Raw genomic sequence first — 18,167 nt, forward strand, 5'->3', positions numbered from 1 at the left:
CATTGGCAGACCCGGACCATAAGCCAGCGCGGCGGTTGGTCTTCGCGCAACTGCGATGAATACGTATGCAACTGGCCGCAGGCCGCAGCGCCGCGTCTACCATGGGGCCAAGGCACCTTGAGGGAGGCGCCGCGCCCGCGCACCGTCATGGTGGCGCGGACCCACAACGGTGCAGAGAGGGAGGGAGGTCGACGGGCGCAAGCCGGTCTGCCGCTTCGATGCTGAAGATCATTTGCCTGACGGCTGCCCTCGGGGCAGCGCTGGGAACGACCGCGCATGCGGCCGACCTGGAATTCAACGGCCGCCATGCGCGTGCCGAAGCCGCTGCCAAGGGCAGCTTCGTGTTGCATGCGCCCAAGGGTGAGGTGCAGATTGCTGCCGCGCCCATGCGCAGCCAGACCGCCAGCGTGATGTTCGACGCGCTGTTCGCACTGGCCCAGCAGGAAATGGACCAGGACCGCGTCGATGCGATCCGCGATCCGTCCTTCGACGAAGGCCGCCCGGTGCCGTGCGAGTGCTTCCAGACCGGCGCGCGCTGGCCCTATGTGTGGACACGCGATCTCAGCTTCGCCGCCGATCTGGCGCTGGCGAAGCTGGACCCGCAGCGCACCCGGCAGTCGCTGCAGTTCAAGCTGTCGGCCGCGCGCGATGGCCATACCCCCGGCCTGTTCGTGGCCCAGGACACCGGCTCCGGTGGCAGCTGGCCGATCAGCAGCGACCGCGTAGTGTGGTTCCTGGCCGCGCGCCACCTGCTGGATGATCCGGCCTTCGCCGACCAGGTCTGGCAAGCGCTTCAGGGCACCCTGGTGCAGGACCGGGCGATGGTGTTCGACGCGCAGATGGGCCTGTACCGAGGCGAGACCTCGTTCCTGGACTGGCGCGAGCAGACCTACCCGGACTGGACGCGAGAGAACGTGCGCTTCATCGGCGATTCCTACGCGCTGTCCACCAACGTGCTGCACTACCAGGCCCTGCGCCTGGGCCAGCACATGGCCGCGCAGCTGGGTGACGAGCGCAGCGAGCAGTACAAGGCCTGGGCCGATGCGCTGGCGCTGCAGATCGATGCGCGCTTCTGGCGCGAGGACATGGGCCAGTACATGAGCTACATCGGCGAAGCGGCGCACCCGGTGCCCTACGCCAAGGTCGACCTGCTGGGCCTGTCGCTGGGCGTCCTCGCCGACGTGCTGCCGGCCGAACGCGCGCAGCGTGCGCTGGCCGCCTATCCTATGGGGCCGGCCGGCAGCCCGGTGGTGTGGCCGCAGGAAGCGCAGCAGCCGATCTACCACAACCGCGCCATCTGGCCGTTCGTCAGCGCCTATTCGTTGCGCGCCGCGCGCAAGCTCGATGATGCCCCGCGCATCGCCGCCGAGATCCGTTCGCTGATGCAGGGCGCGGCGCTGGCCGGTTCCAACATGGAGAACTACGAACTGGTCACCCAGGCCGTGCACGTCGACGAAGGCGCGCTCAGCGGCCCGGTGGTCAATTCCGAGCGCCAGCTGTGGTCGGTGGCCGGTTACCTGACCATGGTCAGCGAAGGCGTGTTCGGCCTGCAGGGCGATGGCAGTGTGCAGCCCAAGCTCCCGGCCAGCCTGGTGCCGGACCTGTTCGGAAAGCAGCGCCGCATCAGCCTGGACGCTAACGGCAAGCGCTACGTGCTGGAGCGGCCGAAGCAGCTGGGCGAGGGCCTGCTGGTGGCCGGCAAGGTCAAGACGCGCGGTACGACCACCACCGTGCAGCTGGTGCCGGCCGCTGCCACGCCGCGCGCTGCAATGGCCAGCGCCGATGCCAATGCACGGGCACCGGCCACGCCGGCCGCGCCGCAGGCCAGGCGCAGCGGCAAGGGCTGGACCGTGGCCGTGGCCGCCGGCCAGGTGCTGTGGCAGGACGGCAAGGCCGTGCAGCCGGCCAAGGGCGTGGCGCGCGTGGGCGACGATGGCCTGCAGCATTGCCTGAGCCTGACCCGTCGCGAGGGCACGCTGGAATCGCTGCACAGCCCGATGCTGTGCGTGGGCCCGCAGCAGGTGCTGCGCGGTGACCGGCAGTGGCGCTTCACCACGGCCAAGGCCGGCCATGTGCGCCTGCGCCTGCAATACAACAACCCTAACGGGCCGATCAACACCGGCGTGACCGCAGCCGTGAAGCAGCTGAACCTGCAGTGCGCAGGCCAGCCGGCGCAGCGCCAGACCGTCACCCTGCCGCACAGTGTGGCCGCGCAGGAATCCACGGCGGTGAGCTTCGCCGTGCCCAAGGGCCGTTGCACGGTCACGCTTGAGGAAGGCTTCAACATGAGCGCACTGCAGCACTTCGCGCACTACACCGGTGGCAAGGGCGGGCGGGAAGGCGTGCTCAACCAGGCCCAGGTGCAGGCGCTGAGGGTGGCACCGGTTGCAGCGGTCGAGGGCGCACGATGAGCCGTCCCGCCAAGCCGCAGCTGTCGTTCTGGCAGATCTGGAACATGTGTTTCGGCTTCCTTGGCATCCAGTTCGGGTTTGCCCTGCAGAACGCCAACGCCAGCCGCATCTTCGAAACGCTGGGCGCATCGCAGGACGCGGTGCCGGGGCTGTGGATCGCCGCGCCGTTGACCGGCCTGCTGGTGCAGCCGGTTGTGGGCTATCTCTCTGATCGCACGTGGACGCGCTGGGGCCGGCGCCGCCCGTTCTTCATGGTCGGTGCGGTGCTGACCACGCTGGCCCTGCTGGTGATGCCGAACTCGCCCACGCTGTGGATCGCCGCCGGCACGCTGTGGGTGCTCGATGCCTCCATCAACGTGTCGATGGAACCGTTCCGCGCTTTCGTCGGTGACCAGCTGGCGCCCCGCCAGCGGCCCACCGGCTATGCGATGCAGAGCTTCTTCATCGGCGTCGGCGCCATCGTCGCCAGCTTCCTGCCCTTCATCCTCACTCACTTTGGAGTCAGCAACACGGCGGCACCGGGCGAAGTGCCCGATTCGGTGCGCTACGCGTTCTACTTCGGTGCGGTGGTGCTGCTGGCCGCGATCAGCTGGACGGTGTTCAGCACGCGCGAGTATTCCCCCACTGAACTGGCCTCCTTCGACGATGCCGAACCGCCGGCGCACCATGCCGGCGCCACCATCACCGGGCCCGCGCCCTGGGGGCAGGTGGTGCTGTGGCTGGGCCTGGGCGTGCTGCTGGCGGCGCTGATCGCCTGGCGCCAGGGCGACAAGATGCTCTACGTGCTGGCTGGCCTGTGCGCGGGCTACGGCCTGCTGCTGGCACTGGCCCGTGCGCTGCCCGGCACGCACATGCTGGCCGCCATCGTCGGCGACCTGCGGGCGATGCCGGTGACCATGCGGCGCCTGGCTTGGGTGCAGTTCTTCTCGTGGTTCGCGCTGTTTGCCATGTGGATCTTCACCACCGCTGCGGTGGCCGGTACCCACTTCGGTTCCACCGATCCGCAGTCAGCGGCCTATAACGAAGGTGCCAACTGGGTGGGCGTGCTGTTCGGTGCCTACAACGGTTTTGCCGCGTTGGCCGCACTGCTGATTCCGCCGATGGTGCGCGCGCTGGGCCTGCGCTGGAGCCACCTGGTCAACCTGTGGCTGGGCGGGGCAGGGCTGATCTCGATGATGTTCATCGATGATCCGCGCTGGCTGTTGCTGTCGATGGTCGGCGTCGGCTTCGCCTGGGCCTCGATCCTGTCCCTGCCGTATGCCCTGCTGTCGGACAGCGTGCCGGCGGCGAAGATGGGCGTGTACATGGGCATCTTCAATTTCTTCATCGTGATCCCGCAGCTGGTCGCGGCCAGTGCGCTGGGCTTTGCCCTGCGTGCGTGGCTGGGTGACCAGCCGATCCACGTGCTGGTGCTGGGCGGCTGCAGCCTGCTCGTCGCCGGCCTGTGCGTGCTGCGGGTTCCTTCCCGTCCGGAGGTGGTGTGATGCGTGGTGTGTTGGCTGTTGCTGTTTCCCTTGCCCTGTTCGTCGGCCAGGCCGAGGCCGCGCCGCGCCCGGACTACGTCGGCACCACCGAGCCGTTCGCCAGCGACGCGGTGTACTTCGTGGTCACCGACCGCTTCGTCAACGGCGATACCTCCAATGACCACCGCGACCAGGGCGGCAAGCACCGCACCTTCGATATCCCGGTGCCGTGCCCGGATAAGGTCGACGGCAACATCGGCTACCTCGGCGGTGATTTCCGCGGCGTGCTCGACAACGCGCAGTACATCCGCAATCTGGGCTTCGGCGCGGTGTGGATCACGCCCATCGTCGACAACCCGGACGAGGCCTTCACCGGCAGCAAGCCGATCAGCTGCACCAGCACGCTGACCGACCGCGGCAAGACCGGCTACCACGGCTACTGGGGCATCAACTTCTACAAGCTCGACGAGCACCTGCCGAGCAAGGATCTGGATTTCGCCGGCCTCAACAAAGGCCTGCACGATGCCGGCCTGAAGGTGGTACTGGACATCGTCGGCAACCATGGTTCGCCGGCATGGACCATGCCGAAGCGGCAGCCGCAGTTCGGCCAGATCTTCGACAAGGACGGCACGCTGATCGCCGACCACCAGAACCTGCCGCCGCAGAAGCTGGACCCGAAGCACAACCCGCTGCACGCGTTCTACAACACCATCGGCCCGGTCGACAGCAAGGATGGTTCGATCTTCGATGGCAACCTGGCCGAGCTGTCCGACTTCAAACAGGACAACCCGGCGGTGATGGACTACCTGGTCGGCGCCTACCTGCAGTGGACCGCACAGGGCGTGGACGCGCTGCGCATCGACACCATCGGCTGGCTGCCGCATCCGTGGTGGCACGAGTTCGTCAATCGCATCCGTGCCGCGCATCCGGGCATGTTCATGTTTGGCGAAGCGTTCGACTACAACGCGGCCAGCATCGCCGAACACACCTGGCCGGCCAACGCCAACGTCAGCGTGCTCGACTTCCCGCTGCGTGGCGCACTGGAACAGACCTTCGGCACCACCGGCAAGGGCTTTGAAACGCTGGCCGAACCGCTGCACCTGACCGGTGGCCCGTATGCCAACCCGTACGAGCTGATGAGCTTCTACGACAACCACGACATGCCGCGCCTGCAGGCCAGCGACACCGGCTTTATCGACGCGCACAACTGGCTGTTCACCGCGCGCGGCATCCCGGTGGTCTATTACGGTTCTGAAACCGGCTTCATGCGCGGCCGCGCCGAACATGCCGGCAACCGCGCGTACTTCGGCCAGCAGCGCGTGGATGACGCGCCGCAGAGCCCGATCTTCGCGCCACTGCAGCGCATCGCCAAGCTGCGCGAGGCCACCCCGGCCCTGCAGCGCGGCCTGCAGGTGAACGAGCGCCTGCAGGGGGATGAGGCGGTGTTCTTCCGCGTGCTGCAGCACGGCGACGTGGCGCAGACCGCGCTGGTGCTGCTGAACAAGGGCGATGCCGCGCGCAGCATCGAAGTGGATCGCTACCTGCAGCCCGGCACCTGGCGCGACGCGCTGGGCGGCGGCGAACGGAAGGTGAAGCGCACGCTGAAGGTGGAGTTGCCGCCGCACGGCGTGAAGGTCTACGTGCTGGATGCACCGGTGCAGCAGCCGGCGCTGCAGGCCGAGCTGGACAAGGCCGTGGCCGACCAACAGGCACGCGACCTGCGGTTGAAGCGGTAGTGCCGGCCGCTGGCCAGCCGCCGCAGATGGATGGCATGTTCAACTGCCGGCTAGCGGCCGGTACTACGACAAGGATGGGTTGAAGGATGCGACGTCTGCTGGTTTCGCTGGGCGGTGGTGCGGTCACCGGTGCCCTGATCGCTGCAGTGACCTTCCCGTGGCTTGCGCGCACCGCCGCCATTGCCATGCCGCGCACGTTCAACGTCCATCTGTGGGATGCACTGGTGGTGTTTGGCTTGGGCGCCAGCGTGGTGGCGCTGCCGCTCATGCTGCTGGGCCTGCGCCTGACCCGGGCGCGTGGCGCTGAGGTGCCCGCGATGCTGGTAACAGCCATCTTCGCTGTCGTGGCAGCCCTGAAAATGGTGGACGCGCTGGACGGCGGCGGCAGCGTGCTGCTGGCGTGGGCGGTGGGCATGCTGCTGGCCGTGCTGGTGCACGGCTTCTGGCAGCCGTCCCCCGCGCTGAACGCCCAGCCCCAGTAGAGCCAGGCCATGCCTGGCTGGAGCCCGCACAAGCTGTAGAGCCGAGCCTGCGCTCGGCTGCGCTTGGGAAGGCAGCCGAGCGTGGGCTCGGCTCTACAATAGGTCCCCCCTACCTACCTGCCGCAGCCGCCATGACCGACCTTGTCCCGCAGACCCCGATCGAAATCCTGCTGAAGGCCGCCATGGACGGAGCCGTACCGATCCGTGCCTTCATGGAAGCCTTCGTGGCCTCCGAGGTGGTGCTGCTGACCGGCAGCCTGGTCACCCCCGATGGCAGCGGCTTCGACCCGCTGCTGTTCGACAAGCAGGGCACCCTGCACGTGGCGGTGTTCACCGATCCGGCGCGGGTGGGCATCCACAGCCAGCAGGCCCCGCACCAGATCCGCTGGCGGATGCTGGACGTGCTGCGCCGAGTGCCCGGTGGCTACGGCGTGGTGGTCAACCCCGGCACCACGCTGGGCTTCGAGATCTCCGCCAGCGGCGTGGGCGAGATCCTGAAGGATTTCGCGCAGGGCTGAGCAGGATCTCCCATGGATTCGATTGATCGCACCGCCTCCCAGCATGAACGTCGGGCCGCGACCTGGCTGGTGACGGGCGTGGCTGTGTCGCTGGCGACAGGGCTGACGCTTGGTCTTCATGGGCTCCGTTTGCCCGGTGGCCAAGGCGTTGGCGCGATCCTGAAGGATCTCGCGCAGGTGTAGAGTCGAGCCATGCTCGACTTATCTGGCATCGTGCGAACGGCAGTCGAGCATGGCTCGACTCTACAAAAGCATCAGGCGGGCATGATTCAACGTTGCAGGATGCTTCCCTTCGCGCGCCATCCGTGATTCGCTTGGGCGACATCGGGATGCAGGCTCTGTCATGGAATTCAGGGAACTACCCAGCGGCGCGCCGGAGAATCTGCAGCTGGCCCAGTGGTACCACACGCAATGGGGCAAGGAAGCTGGCCTGTCGCTGGAACAGGAACTGCAGCGGCTCAACCAGCCGCAGGACGTCGGCGGTTTCCCGCACCGGATTGCTGCATTTCATGAAGGTCAGATAATCGGTGCGGTGCAACTCAAGCGTCGGGAAATGCAGGCGTTCCCGCAGTATGAGCATTGGCTGGGCAGTGTATTCGTGGCCGACAGCCATCGCTATCGCGTGTTGGTGATGGTGCGTAGGCTGCAGGCATGAACACACCTGCATCCCGGCATTCCCGTAACGCCCTGATCTTCCTGATCGCAGCCATCGTCGCTGCATTGCTGGCCCTGCCGCTGCTGCGTGCCGTGGGCATGGCGCAGTGGCCGGTGTTTGCCCTTGCCTGGCTGGTCAACCTGGGTGCGGCCTGGCATCTCGGCCAATGGGCGCGGCAGCAGGGCCGTCCGGCCTGGGCCCTCGGTGGGCCAGCGCTGCTGGGCACGGTCGCTTCGATCGTGGTGTATGTGCTGCTGGCGTTGCTGGGGCCTAAGCGCGGCGCATCGCCACAGCGGTAACGTGGGCAAGCTCTGCCAGGCATGGCCTGGCACTACTGGAATAGGCTCGAGGCATGCTCGACTCATCCCGTATGGGGCGAACAGCGGGTATCGGAGTGATGGAGGTGCCGGCAATCACCGGCACCTCCGCAGGCATCACATCGACACCTTCTTACGGTTGTCGTCGCTGTCGCGGTCGATGAGCTTGTTGTACGGATCGAACCCGGCCTCATCCGGCTTGCCGCCCACGGTCACGGTGATCGTCGGAGCGGCATCGGTGATGTGCTGGCGCTGCAGGTACAGCACCTTCTGGTCGCGTTCCTTGCCGGAAGGCGCATTGGCGAACACGCCGATCTCGATCCAGTCATCCAGCGTGGCCGGGGTTTCCTTGCCCTGGCCATCGGCATGCACCTTGGTGGCGTGCAGCTTCAGGGTCACGTCGTAGCGGCCATCCGCACGCTTCTTCGCGCTGGCCGTCTCCAGCCGGTTGTCATAGAGGGTGATCTTCTCGAACAGATCGGTCAGCAACTGCTGGCGGTCGGCCGGTGCTTCGGCACGCAGGTAGCCCAGCAGTTCGCGCGAGGTGGTGTACGGCGGCTGCTGGTAGCCCTTGTCCTGCAGGAAGCGCTTCAGTACGCGGTTCAGGGCGGCTTCGCCCATCTCTTCGCGCAGGCGGTAGAACACCAGCGAACCCTTGCGGTAGTGAATGTACTGCTGGTTCTCCACCCGCTCCAGCGGCAGTTCCTCGATGCGCTCGCTGCCACGCTCGGCCAGGTAGCGGTCCAGTTCGGTCTTCAGGAACTGGCGCATGTGCGCGCGGCCATACTCCTGTTCCATCACCATCAGTGCCGAGTACTGCGCCAGTGATTCGGACAGCATGGTGGCGCCCTGCACGTTGGCGCCGATCACCTGGTGCGCCCACCACTGGTGGGCGATCTCATGCGCGGTGACGTAGAACACGTAGTCCACGTTGTCCGGGTCGCGCAGGTCGGCGATGAAACCGATCGACTCGGAATAGGGAATGGTGTTGGCGAAGGACTGGGCGAAGCTGCGGTAGCCCGGGAACTCGATGATGCGCACCTGGCGGTGCTGGTACGGGGTGAAGTTCGCCTCGTAGTAGGCCAGCGACTTCTGCACGGCCTCGATCATCCGATCCACGTTGTAGGGGTGGGCAGGGTCGTAGTACACCTCGATCGGGATGTCCTTGTACATGCCCTTCTTCACCTGCCAGCGTGCGGACAGGTAGGCATAGAAGTTCAGCATCGGCCGGTCCATTGCGTAGCTGAAGCAGCGCCGCCCCTCCACGGTGGCTTCCTTCTGCAGGTAGCCCGGCGCCAGTGCCACCTGATCCGGAGCGGTGCAGATGGTGGTGCGGAAATCCAGCCAGTCGGCGTCGTTGGAAACGTAGTTGTTGGCGCGCGCGGCTTCATCTTCCAGCTTCGGCATGCGGGTCGGTTCGCCCAGCCCGCGCTTGCGGCGCTCGTTGCGATCCTTCAGCTCGCTGTTCTCGTCGTAGCCGAAGGACGGCAGCAATCCGCTGTTGAAGAACGTGCCGTTGTCCACGATGTTGCTGGGCGCCTGCCCGGCGGTGATGCCGTTGGGCTTCTGCTCGACGCGGAAATGAACCGTGCGTTGCTCGCCGGGCTGCAGCGGCGTGGCCAGCCGGTAGATGCGGTAGCCCAGGTCCACGTCGTGGTAGCTCAGGGTCTGCCCGCCGAGGTCGACCTTGATCAGCTCACGGTCGTCGCCCATCGAGATGTGGATGTCGTTGATCGGCGCCGCGTGCGGATTGCGGATGGTCCAGTCGGCATCGATGGTCACCGTCTGCGTTTCCGGACGCAGGTTCACGTGGTTGTCGATGGCGATGATGCGAGGCTGCGGCAGGTTCCGGTACTTGGACAACTCGCGCTCGTAGCGCACCTGCAGGTCACGCTGCTGGTCCGGCGACACGAACTCGTTGCGGATGTTGGTGCTCCAGTACAGCCAGCTGCCCAGGGCAACGAAGGCCACCAGCGATACAGCGAACCCCGCGCCGGTCGGACCGCGCAGGCGGTGCATGGCCAGCCTCATCCGCTCACGCAGACGTGTGCCGACGCCGCGCACCCAGAACGCAGAGGCCAGGAACAGCAGTGCGATCAGCAGCAGGGCCCAGTAAGCCTGGAACACCAGCTGGCCCGGCAGGAAGTGGCCGTAGCCATTCATGTCCGAATACGGGGCGTTGGGCCAGTTGCCGAAGTTGTACAGGTTCTGGGTGAAGTCCAGCAGCCCCAGTGCGACCTGGGCGATCATTACCACGATCAGCAGCGCGTAGCCGAAGAACTTGCTGTTGGTCAGCACCTGCAGGACCAGTGCCAGCCCACCCATCAGGACGTAGAACACCGAACCCAGCGCCAGGGCCTTCAGATAAAGCAGTGGCTGAAGGTGGGTGAAGCCCTGGACCAGCTGCATCGCCATCGACACCACTGCGCCGATGAACTGGAACGCGGCAACAATGACCACCAGCGTGGTGAGCCGGGCCAGAAGCGGTACCCAGTTGGGCACGGGCATGGCGTCGTTCACTTCGCTCAGGCGCGCGGTGCGCTCCTTCCAGATCAGTTCGCCCGAATAGAACAGCACGATGATCACCAGCAGCCAGCTGTAGGCGCCCTGCAGGGACGACAGCATTTCGGCGGTCACCGGCCATATCGGCGTGCCGTACAGCGCTCGCTGCTGCAGCGCGCCGGGGATGAAGTTGGCCAGGCCGAGGATCAGCAGCACGATGAAGGGAACGCTGCGCAGCACGCCGAAGGTATCGAAGCGTACCTGTCGCAGGAACTGCTGCAGGCTGGTGCCGGCGCCGAAGACCGGGCGCACGCGCGGTGCCACGATACGCGTCGGCCGTGCCGGTTCGGTGCTGGCAACGACCTTGCGCCGGCCCCAGCGGCTGCGGGCGCTGCCCGCGCGTTCGGTGCGGAACAGGGCGAAGGTGGCGGCGAACAGCGCGGCGGCTACACCCAGCCACAGGGCGCGATTGGCCAGCAGGTAACCGGCTACCGGTGGCAGCTGCGTGTTGCTCTGCTCGGTCGCCCAGTAGCGCACGGCGCGGCCCAGCGCACGCACGCCCAGCGGTTCGGTCAGCGTGGCGATCCAGACGTTGTCGATATCTTTCAGCAACGAGGCACTCACCCCGTACAGCACGAAGTACCCGACCAGGCCGATGTAGACCCACAGGATCGAGCGGGTCACCGCCGCCAGTAGCGAGAGCAGCGCGGTGGTGAACACCACGTTGGGCAGGACGATCCAGGTGAACGTCCAGGCATACGCAGCCAGCGACACCGGTCCCACCCGCGCCTTGTCCACCCACGGCATGAACGGCCCCAGGAAGATGCCCAGTGCGATGATCAGGTAGACCACCAGGCTGGCGCAGATCGCGGCGAGGATGCGCCCGGCCAGGTAGTCGCGGCGCTTGATCGGGCTGGCGAAGATCAGTTCGGCGGTGCCCAGCTCGAAGTCACGCAGCAGGGCATCGCTGACGAACATCGTGGACACCAGCATGCACACCATGGTGAAGATGCCCATGAAGCGTGCGATGACGATGGGCGCGTTGCTGTGCACGTTGCCGGTGCCGCCGCCGATCTGCACGGCTTCGGTGGAAGCAGCGGCGAAGGCCAGCGCGGCGAACAGGAAGGCCAGCAGCCACAGCAGCGGCGAACGCAGCTGCTCGCGCAGCTCGAAGCGGAAGAAGGTCAGGATCATGGTCTACTCCGAATCAGGCCGCGCGGGCACGCGCCTGCAGGCGCAGGCGCTGGAAGTAGACGTCCTCGAGATCGGGGGCCACGGCGCGGAAGCCATCGCCGGGATCGTTGGCACTGTGGACATGGATGACCGGGCGGCCGCCGACCAGGCGCGTGGACAGCACCACGTAGCGTGCTTCATGGTCGGCCAGCTCGGACGGATCGACCTGCTTGCGCCAGACCTGGTTTGCCAGCGCTTCAATGGCATCGGTCGGGCGGCCGGTCAGCAGCACCTGGCCCTTGTTCATGATGGCCATGCTCGGGCACAGGTCGGTCACGTCCTCCACGATGTGGGTGGACAGGATCACTGCGACGTTCTCGCCGATGGCGGCCAGCAGGTTGAGGAAACGGTTGCGTTCCTCCGGGTCGAGGCCGGCGGTGGGTTCATCGACGATGACCAGGCGCGGGTCGCCGAGCAGGGCCTGGGCGATGCCGAAGCGCTGGCGCATGCCGCCGGAGTAGGTGCCCAGCTTGCGCTTGCGCGCGTCCCACAGGTTCACCTGCTGCAGCAGGCCATCCACCACTTCGCGGCGCTGCGCGCGCTGGGTCAGGCCCTTGAGCACGGCGAAGTGTTCCAGAAGGTCGAGCGCGCTGACCTTGGGGTAGACGCCGAAATCCTGCGGCAGGTAGCCCAGGCGGCGGCGCACGGCGTCCTTGTCGCGCAGCACGTCGATCGGCGCTTCGCCGGGAATGCTCAACACCGCGGTGCCGCTGTCGGCTTCCTGCAGCGTGGCCAGGGTACGCATCAGCGAGGATTTGCCGGCGCCGTTGGGGCCCAGCAGGCCGAACATGCCGCGCGGGATGTCCAGGGTGACCGCGTTCAACGCGTGGACGCCGTTGGCGTAGGTCTTGGACAGCGAGTCGATCTGCAGCATGCGCGTACACCTCTTCCCTGTGTGAATAGCGGTTTATCGCGCTGAATGCGGCGCCGGTCAATGCCAATGGTCATGGTTGCGGGCGTGGCCGGGCGTGCCTGCCGCGCGATTCCCCTTCGCCCGCGGATCGATCACCATCGGCCGCTATCCAGGGGAAAGAGAGCAGGGCGTGGGCGTGTATCTGTTGCTGAAGGACGATTCCGAGGCGCGCATCCGCCTGCTGGCACCTGAAGAAGGCGGCCGCCGCCAGCCCGCGTACAACGGCATCCGCTGGGACTTCGCCTATGCCGATGCGTCGGGCGAGCTCGAGCCGTTCATGATCTTCCCGGAGTTCCTTGGCGAGGATGGCCAGCCGCTGGCCGAAGACATCGCACTGCCGGTCGGCCCGTGGCTGCGGGCCAAGATGCGGATCGTGAACCGGGAACTGCGGCAGACCCTGCATCGCGATCGGATCGCCGAGGGTATCCGGTTCCATCGCCATGGGGGCCCGCACGTGTCCGCAGTAGGGGAAGTCACGCGGATTACCGGCCTCCACGAGACCCTGTAGAGCCGACCCCATGCTCGGCTGCCGTTGCTCGGCTCTACATCCGCACGGAAGACTCGCGCACCACCAGTTTTACCGGAATGCTCAGGCTCTCCACCGGCTGCCGGCCGATCAGCGCCAACAGCTTCTCCACCAGCAGCTGGCCCGCCTGCTTGGTGTCCTGCTGCACCGTGGTCAGCGCCGGCGACACCGAGGCTGCCAGCGGAATATCGTCGAAGCCGGTCACCGCCACGTCCTGCGGCACGCGCAGGCCGGCCTCGCGCAATGCACGCATCGCACCGATGGCGATCAGGTCGCTGGCGGCGCAGATCGCATCGATGCGTTCACCGCGTGCCAGCAGCGCCTGGCAGGCTTCCTGCCCGGAGGCCTCGGTGGTGATCGCATCGTGCTGCAGCGCCGGGTCGGCGGCGAGTCGGTGGGTGCGCAGCGCCTCGACGTGGCCGCGGTAGCGCTCCTCGAATTCCGGGTAGTGGCTGGACGCATGGCCGAGGAAGGCGATGCGACGGCAGCCCTGCTGCAGCAGGTGGGTGGTGATGTCATGCCCGCCCTGGAAGTTGTCGCTGCCGATTGACACACCCGGCTGGCCGGGCAGGGCCGCGCCCCAGCGCACGAAATGCGTGCCCTGTTCGACCAGTCGCTGCAGGCGGTCGCGCGACTGGTGGTAGTCGCCGTAGCCCAGCAGGATGATGCCATCGGCCTTGTTGCTGTCCTCGTAATCGGCCTGCCAGTCGGTGGACAGCTGCTGGAAGGACACCAGCAGGTCCTGCCCATGCAGCGCGCAGGCGCGGGTGATCGAGCCCAGCATCGAGTGGAAGAACGGGTTGATCAGCGAGTCATCGTTGGTCGGGTCTTCGAAGAACAGCAGGGCCAGCGTGCCGGCGTTGCGCAGGCGCAGGCTGGAGGCGTTCTTGTCGACCTTGTAGTTCAGCTCGCGGGCGATGCGCAGGATGCGCTCGCGGGTTTCGGCGTTGACCATCGGGCTGCCGCGCAGGGCACGCGACACCGTGGGCTGGGAAACCCCGGCCAGGTGGGCGATGTCCAGGGACGTGGCTTTGCCTTTGATGGTCATGGAGGGAGCAGGCGGGGAGGTTCACGGATGATGCCACGGGTGGCTGCTGCTGGCCCTGTGGATGTCTTGCCGGGGAGACGGATCGGACAGCGCTTGGCTGTGACGCGACCGGACCCGCCCGGTGCGGACAGGTCCAGACCATTCCTGCTGTCGGCTGGGTTGAACGGCCCCCCAGGCCTGACAGGACAAGGGCCTAGGGGGCAATCCGGCCGCCGCCGGGGGCTTCCCTGACCGGGCGGAAGGCGGTGGCGATGATAAGATGGGACATTCTTGAATTCCCCCAAATGCATCGGGGGCGGCCCCGGGCCACTGCCTCCTGCCAGGAGGACGTGCTATCAATCGTGGTCTGCCCCTGTACAACGGACGAACACACCTATGGCGCGTGGCATCAACAAAGTCATCCTGGTCGGCAACCTCGGCAACGACCCGGACGTGAAGTACACCCAGGGCGGCATGGCGATCACCCGCATCAGCCTGGCCACCACCAGCGTCCGCAAGGACAAGGACGGCAACCAGCAGGAGCGCACCGAATGGCACCGCGTGGTGTTCTTCGGCAAGCTCGGCGAAATCGCCGGCGAATACCTGCGCAAGGGCAGCTCGGTCTACGTTGAAGGCAGCCTGCGCTACGACAAGTACACCGGCCAGGATGGCGTGGAGAAGTACTCCACCGACATCATCGCCGACGAAATGCAGATGCTGGGCGGCCGCGGTGAAGGCGGCGGTGGCGGCGGTGGTGGCAACTTCGGCGGCGACCGTCCGCAGCGCCAGCAGGCCCCACGCCAGGAGTACGGCGGCGGTGGCAGCGGCCATCGTGGCGGCCAGGGCGGTGGTTACGGCAACCAGGGCGGTGGCAACCAGGGTGGCGGCTACGGCAACCAGGGCGGCAACCAGCGCCCGCAGCCGCAGCAGGCACCGCCGATGGACGACTTCGCTGACGACGATATTCCGTTCTGATGCATGCCTGGCAACAGGCACAGGCGTGAATCCAGAAGGAGCCCCATTCGTGGGGCTCTTTTTTTTTTGCGCGTCTGGTGAGAAACGTTGTGCTCCGCAGCATGGCTTTTCGTGCACCGCGTCTTGCAAAAAAAATAATTCCTCCCGTATGGTGCAATCGATTGCATTGCTGTGAATGCTCAGTGTTTGCACCGGTTGGGAGGCCGGGAAGTGGATGTCGATCCATTCCATCGAACCGGCGCCTGCGCCGGGGCTCACGCGGCGCGATGCGCTGCGCATGGCCGTCGCCGGCAGCCTGGGCCTGGCGGCTGCAGGCGTTCTGCCCTCTGTCGCGTCTGCTGCGTCCCTCAAGGGCCGGCTGAAGCACTCCGTCGCCCGCTGGACCTTTCCGCAGTTGTCGGTCGCCCAGCTCTGCCAGACCGTGAAGGGCCTCGGCTTTGCCGCCATCGACCTGGTCGGCCCGGAGGACTGGCCCACCTTGAAAGCGCATGGCGTGGACAGCGCGATGTGCAACGGCGCCGAGCTGGGCCTGACCAAGGGCTTTGCCGGCCGAGAATTCCACGATGTGCTGGTGGCGCGCTACACCCAGCACATCGACCGGGTCGCCGATGCCGGCTATCGCAACCTCATCTGCTTCTCCGGCAACCGCAACGGCATGGACCCCCAGCAGGGCATGGCCAACGCCGAGGCTGGCCTCAAGCGCATTCTCGGCCATGCCGAGAAGCGTGGCGTCGTACTGGTGATGGAGCTGCTGAACTCGCGCGTCGACCATCCCGACTATCTGTGCGACCACTCGGCCTGGGGCGTGGAGCTGTGCAAGCGGCTCGGCTCGGACAATTTCGGCCTGCTCTACGACATCTACCACATGCAGATCATGGAGGGCGACATCATCGCCACCATCGGTCGGGACCACGCGTACTTCAAGCACTACCACACCGCAGGCGTGCCTGGCCGGCACGAGATCGGTGACCAGCAGGAACTGAACTATCCGGCCATCTGTCGCGCGATCCGCGACACCGGTTTTGATGGGTATCTGGCGCAGGAATTCATGCCTGCAGCGCCCGATCCCGTTGGCTCATTGCGCGAGGCGATCCGTCTCTGCGACGTCTGAAACGATATCCACCCAGGTGATAGACCCATGGCAGATAATCATTACGACGCCATCGTTGTTGGCTCGGGAATCAGTGGCGGTTGGGCGGCGAAGGAACTGACCGAAAAAGGTCTCAAAGTCCTGATGCTGGAACGCGGGCGCAACATCGAGCACGTGAAGGACTACGTCAATGCGATGAAGGAACCGTGGGACTTCCCGCATCGCAACCGGCCGACACAGGCGATGAAGGCCGCGTTCCCGGTGCTGATGCGCGACTACGCCCTTGCCGAGAACCTGGAAGGCATGTGGGCCGACGAACAGGACTCGCCTTACATCGAGACCAAGCGCTTCGACTGGTTTCGTGGCTACCACGTCGGTGGCCGTTCGCTGATGTGGGGGCGTCAGAGCTACCGCTTCTCCGATCTGGATTTCGAAGCGAACCTCAAGGAAGGCATCGCCACCGACTGGCCGATCCGCTATGCCGACATCGCGCCGTGGTACGACCACGTGGAGAAGTTCGCTGGCATCGCCGGCACGCGCGAGGGGCTGGATGTGCTGCCTGATGGCGAGTTCCTGCCACCGATCCCGCTGAACATCGTCGAGAAGGACGTCGCCGCGCGGATCCAGAAGGCGTTTGGTGGCACGCGCCACATGATCCACTCGCGCACCGCCAACATCACCAAGCCGATGCCCGAGCAGGGCCGGGTCAACTGCCAGTACCGCAACAAGTGCATTCTCGGCTGTCCCTTCGGCGCCTACTTCTCGACCCAGGCGGCCACGCTGCCGGCGGCGATGAAGACCGGCAACCTGACGCTGCGGCCGTTCTCGATCGTCAAGGAAGTGCTCTACGACAAGGACCGCAAGCGTGCGCGCGGCGTGGAGATCATCGACGCCGAGACCGGGCAGACCTATGAGTACACGGCCAAGGTCATCTTCCTCAACGCGTCCTCGTTCAATTCGACGTGGCTGCTGATGAACTCGGCCACCGATGTCTGGGAGGGAGGACTGGGTTCATCGTCCGGCGAGCTTGGGCACAACGTGATGGACCATCACTTTGGCGCGGGTGCATCGGGCCGGGTGGAAGGCTACGACGACAAGTACTACTTCGGGCGTCGCCCCTGCGGGTTCTATATTCCGCGCTTCCGCAACGTGGCGTCGGACAAGCGTGGCTACCTGCGCGGCTTCGGCTATCAGGGCGGCGCCAGCCGCAACGGCTGGTCGCGCGAGATCGCCGAGCTGAACATCGGTGCCGACCTGAAGGAGGCGCTGAGCCTGCCGGGTGACTGGCGCATCGGCATGACCGGTTTCGGCGAGATGCTGCCGCACCACGACAACACCATCCGCCTGGACCACGAACGCAAGGACAATTGGGGGCTGCCGGTGCTGGCGATGGACGTTGCCATGCGCGAGAACGAGAAGGCGATGCGCAAGGACATGGCGGCTGATGCGGCGGAAATGCTGGAAGCGGCCGGCGTCAAGGACGTGGAGATGCACGACAACGACTATGCGCCGGGCAAGGGCATCCACGAAATGGGCACCGCACGCATGGGCCGTGACCGGAAGACCTCGGTCCTCAATGCCAACAACCAGGTCTGGGATGCGCCCAACGTCTATGTCACCGACGGTGCGTGCATGACCTCCAGTGCCTGCGTGAACCCGTCGCTGACCTACATGGCGCTGACCGCGCGGGCCGCCGACCATGCCGTGCGCGAACTGAAAGCGGGGAATCTCTGATGGACCGCCGTGAACTGCTGAAGATGATCTTTGCCGCCACCGGTGCGGCGATGATCGGCCTGCCGGCGCTGGCCAGTGCCAAGCTGCCGGCTGCGCCGCCAGGCGCTGGCTTCTCCGATGCCGAGATCGCCACGCTGGATGAAATCGCCGAGACCATTCTGCCGCGGACCCGCACGCCCGGCGCGAAGGATGCGGCCACTGGCGCCTTCATGGCGCGGTTCGTGACCGACTGCTACACCGCCCGCCAGCAGGCGACGTTCCGCGCTGGCCTGGCCGACATCGACAAGCGCGCCGGCGGAAGCTTCGTGGCCCTTGCGCCCGAGGCGCGCACCTCGCTGCTGCGCACGCTGGATGCCGAGGCCCGCAAGCGTGCTGTCGAGGTGAGCGAGACCGGCACAGGGGAAACTGCGAAGGCGATGCCGCATCCGTTCACCATGATCAAGCAATTGGCCATCTTCGGCTTCTTCACCTCGAAACAGGGCGCGACCGAAGTGCTGAAGTACGTCGCCGTGCCCGGACGCTACGATGGCGACATGGCCTATGTGCCAGGTACGCCGGCCTGGGCCACCAGCTGATGGAGTACGA

At 66.2% G+C, this 18,167-nt stretch carries 16 protein-coding genes; 13 read left to right on the forward strand and 3 right to left on the reverse strand.

Annotated elements, in window-relative coordinates; translation table 11 throughout:
* Window positions 1–218 precede the first annotated feature (218 nt).
* The 8 genes from NQ204_RS11380 to NQ204_RS11415 all read left to right on the forward strand — a co-directional run bounded on the left by NQ204_RS11380 (window position 219) and on the right by NQ204_RS11415 (window position 7,564).
* Window positions 219–2,411: a glucosidase family protein gene (locus NQ204_RS11380; protein WP_256643906.1), complete on the forward strand. Its 2,193-nt coding sequence runs from the start codon at window positions 219–221 to the stop codon at window positions 2,409–2,411.
* Complete coding sequence (locus NQ204_RS11385) at window positions 2,408–3,895, forward strand: MFS transporter (RefSeq protein ID WP_116864419.1); 1,488 nt, start codon at window positions 2,408–2,410, stop codon at window positions 3,893–3,895. The genes NQ204_RS11380 and NQ204_RS11385 overlap by 4 nt, the downstream gene beginning before the upstream one ends.
* The gene (locus NQ204_RS11390; RefSeq protein ID WP_256643907.1) at window positions 3,895–5,610 is read left to right on the forward strand and encodes an alpha-amylase family glycosyl hydrolase; all 1,716 of its coding nucleotides are present in this window, start codon (window positions 3,895–3,897) and stop codon (window positions 5,608–5,610) included. Before NQ204_RS11385 ends, NQ204_RS11390 begins: the two co-directional genes overlap by 1 nt.
* Before the next feature lie 86 nt (window positions 5,611–5,696).
* The gene (locus tag NQ204_RS11395) at window positions 5,697–6,092 is read left to right on the forward strand and encodes a hypothetical protein (protein ID WP_116864421.1); all 396 of its coding nucleotides are present in this window, start codon (window positions 5,697–5,699) and stop codon (window positions 6,090–6,092) included.
* A gap of 131 nt (window positions 6,093–6,223) precedes the next feature.
* Window positions 6,224–6,610 carry an SseB family protein gene (locus tag NQ204_RS11400; protein WP_256643908.1) on the forward strand — a complete coding sequence of 129 codons (387 nt, stop codon included), beginning with the start codon at window positions 6,224–6,226 and terminating at the stop codon, window positions 6,608–6,610.
* A 12-nt stretch (window positions 6,611–6,622) separates the two neighbouring features.
* Window positions 6,623–6,793 (forward strand): hypothetical protein, encoded by a 171-nt coding sequence (locus tag NQ204_RS11405; protein WP_256643909.1) that lies wholly within the window; start codon window positions 6,623–6,625, stop codon window positions 6,791–6,793.
* 160 nt (window positions 6,794–6,953) lie between these two features.
* Entirely contained in the window at window positions 6,954–7,265 is a 312-nt protein-coding gene (locus NQ204_RS11410; RefSeq protein ID WP_243402667.1) for a hypothetical protein, read from the forward strand.
* Window positions 7,262–7,564 carry a hypothetical protein gene (locus tag NQ204_RS11415; protein ID WP_256643910.1) on the forward strand — a complete coding sequence of 101 codons (303 nt, stop codon included), beginning with the start codon at window positions 7,262–7,264 and terminating at the stop codon, window positions 7,562–7,564. Before NQ204_RS11410 ends, NQ204_RS11415 begins: the two co-directional genes overlap by 4 nt.
* Before the next feature lie 135 nt (window positions 7,565–7,699).
* On the opposite strand, the gene NQ204_RS11420 is transcribed toward NQ204_RS11415, so the two are convergent.
* Window positions 7,700–11,278 (reverse strand): ABC transporter permease/M1 family aminopeptidase, encoded by a 3,579-nt coding sequence (locus NQ204_RS11420; protein WP_256643911.1) that lies wholly within the window; start codon window positions 11,276–11,278, stop codon window positions 7,700–7,702.
* Between the two features lie 13 nt (window positions 11,279–11,291).
* On the reverse strand, window positions 11,292–12,191 hold the full coding sequence (locus tag NQ204_RS11425; protein WP_256643912.1) for an ABC transporter ATP-binding protein: 900 nt from the start codon (window positions 12,189–12,191) through the stop codon (window positions 11,292–11,294).
* A gap of 169 nt (window positions 12,192–12,360) precedes the next feature.
* On the opposite strand from NQ204_RS11425, the gene NQ204_RS11430 reads away from it, so the two are divergent.
* Window positions 12,361–12,738, forward strand: a complete 378-nt coding sequence (locus NQ204_RS11430; protein ID WP_256643913.1) for a hypothetical protein — start codon at window positions 12,361–12,363, stop codon at window positions 12,736–12,738.
* 34 nt (window positions 12,739–12,772) lie between these two features.
* Here the strand turns inward: NQ204_RS11430 and NQ204_RS11435 are convergent, their stop codons facing one another.
* Window positions 12,773–13,804 (reverse strand): LacI family DNA-binding transcriptional regulator, encoded by a 1,032-nt coding sequence (locus tag NQ204_RS11435; protein WP_256643914.1) that lies wholly within the window; start codon window positions 13,802–13,804, stop codon window positions 12,773–12,775.
* Window positions 13,805–14,179: 375 nt separating this feature from the next.
* Between NQ204_RS11435 and NQ204_RS11440 the strand changes: the two genes are divergently transcribed.
* From NQ204_RS11440 to NQ204_RS11455, 4 genes are all read left to right on the forward strand, one after another.
* Window positions 14,180–14,758, forward strand: coding sequence for a single-stranded DNA-binding protein (locus tag NQ204_RS11440; RefSeq protein WP_256643915.1), 579 nt, complete (start codon window positions 14,180–14,182; stop codon window positions 14,756–14,758).
* Window positions 14,759–14,972: 214 nt separating this feature from the next.
* Window positions 14,973–15,869 carry a hydroxypyruvate isomerase family protein gene (locus NQ204_RS11445; protein ID WP_256643916.1) on the forward strand — a complete coding sequence of 299 codons (897 nt, stop codon included), beginning with the start codon at window positions 14,973–14,975 and terminating at the stop codon, window positions 15,867–15,869.
* Between the two features lie 27 nt (window positions 15,870–15,896).
* Window positions 15,897–17,582, forward strand: a complete 1,686-nt coding sequence (locus tag NQ204_RS11450; protein ID WP_256643917.1) for a GMC oxidoreductase — start codon at window positions 15,897–15,899, stop codon at window positions 17,580–17,582.
* Entirely contained in the window at window positions 17,582–18,157 is a 576-nt protein-coding gene (locus NQ204_RS11455; RefSeq protein ID WP_116863111.1) for a gluconate 2-dehydrogenase subunit 3 family protein, read from the forward strand. The genes NQ204_RS11450 and NQ204_RS11455 overlap by 1 nt, the downstream gene beginning before the upstream one ends.
* Window positions 18,158–18,167: the final 10 nt, after the last annotated feature.

The sequence above is a fragment of the Stenotrophomonas testudinis genome (assembly GCF_024499815.1).
Classification (GTDB): domain Bacteria; phylum Pseudomonadota; class Gammaproteobacteria; order Xanthomonadales; family Xanthomonadaceae; genus Stenotrophomonas.

Coding starts and splice junctions, on each gene's coding strand:
- NQ204_RS11445 (WP_256643916.1), top strand. CDS start 14,973: ATGTCGATCCATTCCATCGAACCGGCGCCTGCGCCGGGGCTCACGCGG.
- NQ204_RS11380 (WP_256643906.1), top strand. CDS start 219: ATGCTGAAGATCATTTGCCTGACGGCTGCCCTCGGGGCAGCGCTGGGA.
- NQ204_RS11385 (WP_116864419.1), top strand. CDS start 2,408: ATGAGCCGTCCCGCCAAGCCGCAGCTGTCGTTCTGGCAGATCTGGAAC.
- NQ204_RS11415 (WP_256643910.1), top strand. CDS start 7,262: ATGAACACACCTGCATCCCGGCATTCCCGTAACGCCCTGATCTTCCTG.
- NQ204_RS11395 (WP_116864421.1), top strand. CDS start 5,697: ATGCGACGTCTGCTGGTTTCGCTGGGCGGTGGTGCGGTCACCGGTGCC.
- NQ204_RS11390 (WP_256643907.1), top strand. CDS start 3,895: ATGCGTGGTGTGTTGGCTGTTGCTGTTTCCCTTGCCCTGTTCGTCGGC.
- NQ204_RS11435 (WP_256643914.1), bottom strand. CDS start 13,804: ATGACCATCAAAGGCAAAGCCACGTCCCTGGACATCGCCCACCTGGCC.
- NQ204_RS11405 (WP_256643909.1), top strand. CDS start 6,623: ATGGATTCGATTGATCGCACCGCCTCCCAGCATGAACGTCGGGCCGCG.
- NQ204_RS11425 (WP_256643912.1), bottom strand. CDS start 12,191: ATGCTGCAGATCGACTCGCTGTCCAAGACCTACGCCAACGGCGTCCAC.
- NQ204_RS11410 (WP_243402667.1), top strand. CDS start 6,954: ATGGAATTCAGGGAACTACCCAGCGGCGCGCCGGAGAATCTGCAGCTG.
- NQ204_RS11440 (WP_256643915.1), top strand. CDS start 14,180: ATGGCGCGTGGCATCAACAAAGTCATCCTGGTCGGCAACCTCGGCAAC.
- NQ204_RS11420 (WP_256643911.1), bottom strand. CDS start 11,278: ATGATCCTGACCTTCTTCCGCTTCGAGCTGCGCGAGCAGCTGCGTTCG.
- NQ204_RS11400 (WP_256643908.1), top strand. CDS start 6,224: ATGACCGACCTTGTCCCGCAGACCCCGATCGAAATCCTGCTGAAGGCC.
- NQ204_RS11455 (WP_116863111.1), top strand. CDS start 17,582: ATGGACCGCCGTGAACTGCTGAAGATGATCTTTGCCGCCACCGGTGCG.
- NQ204_RS11450 (WP_256643917.1), top strand. CDS start 15,897: ATGGCAGATAATCATTACGACGCCATCGTTGTTGGCTCGGGAATCAGT.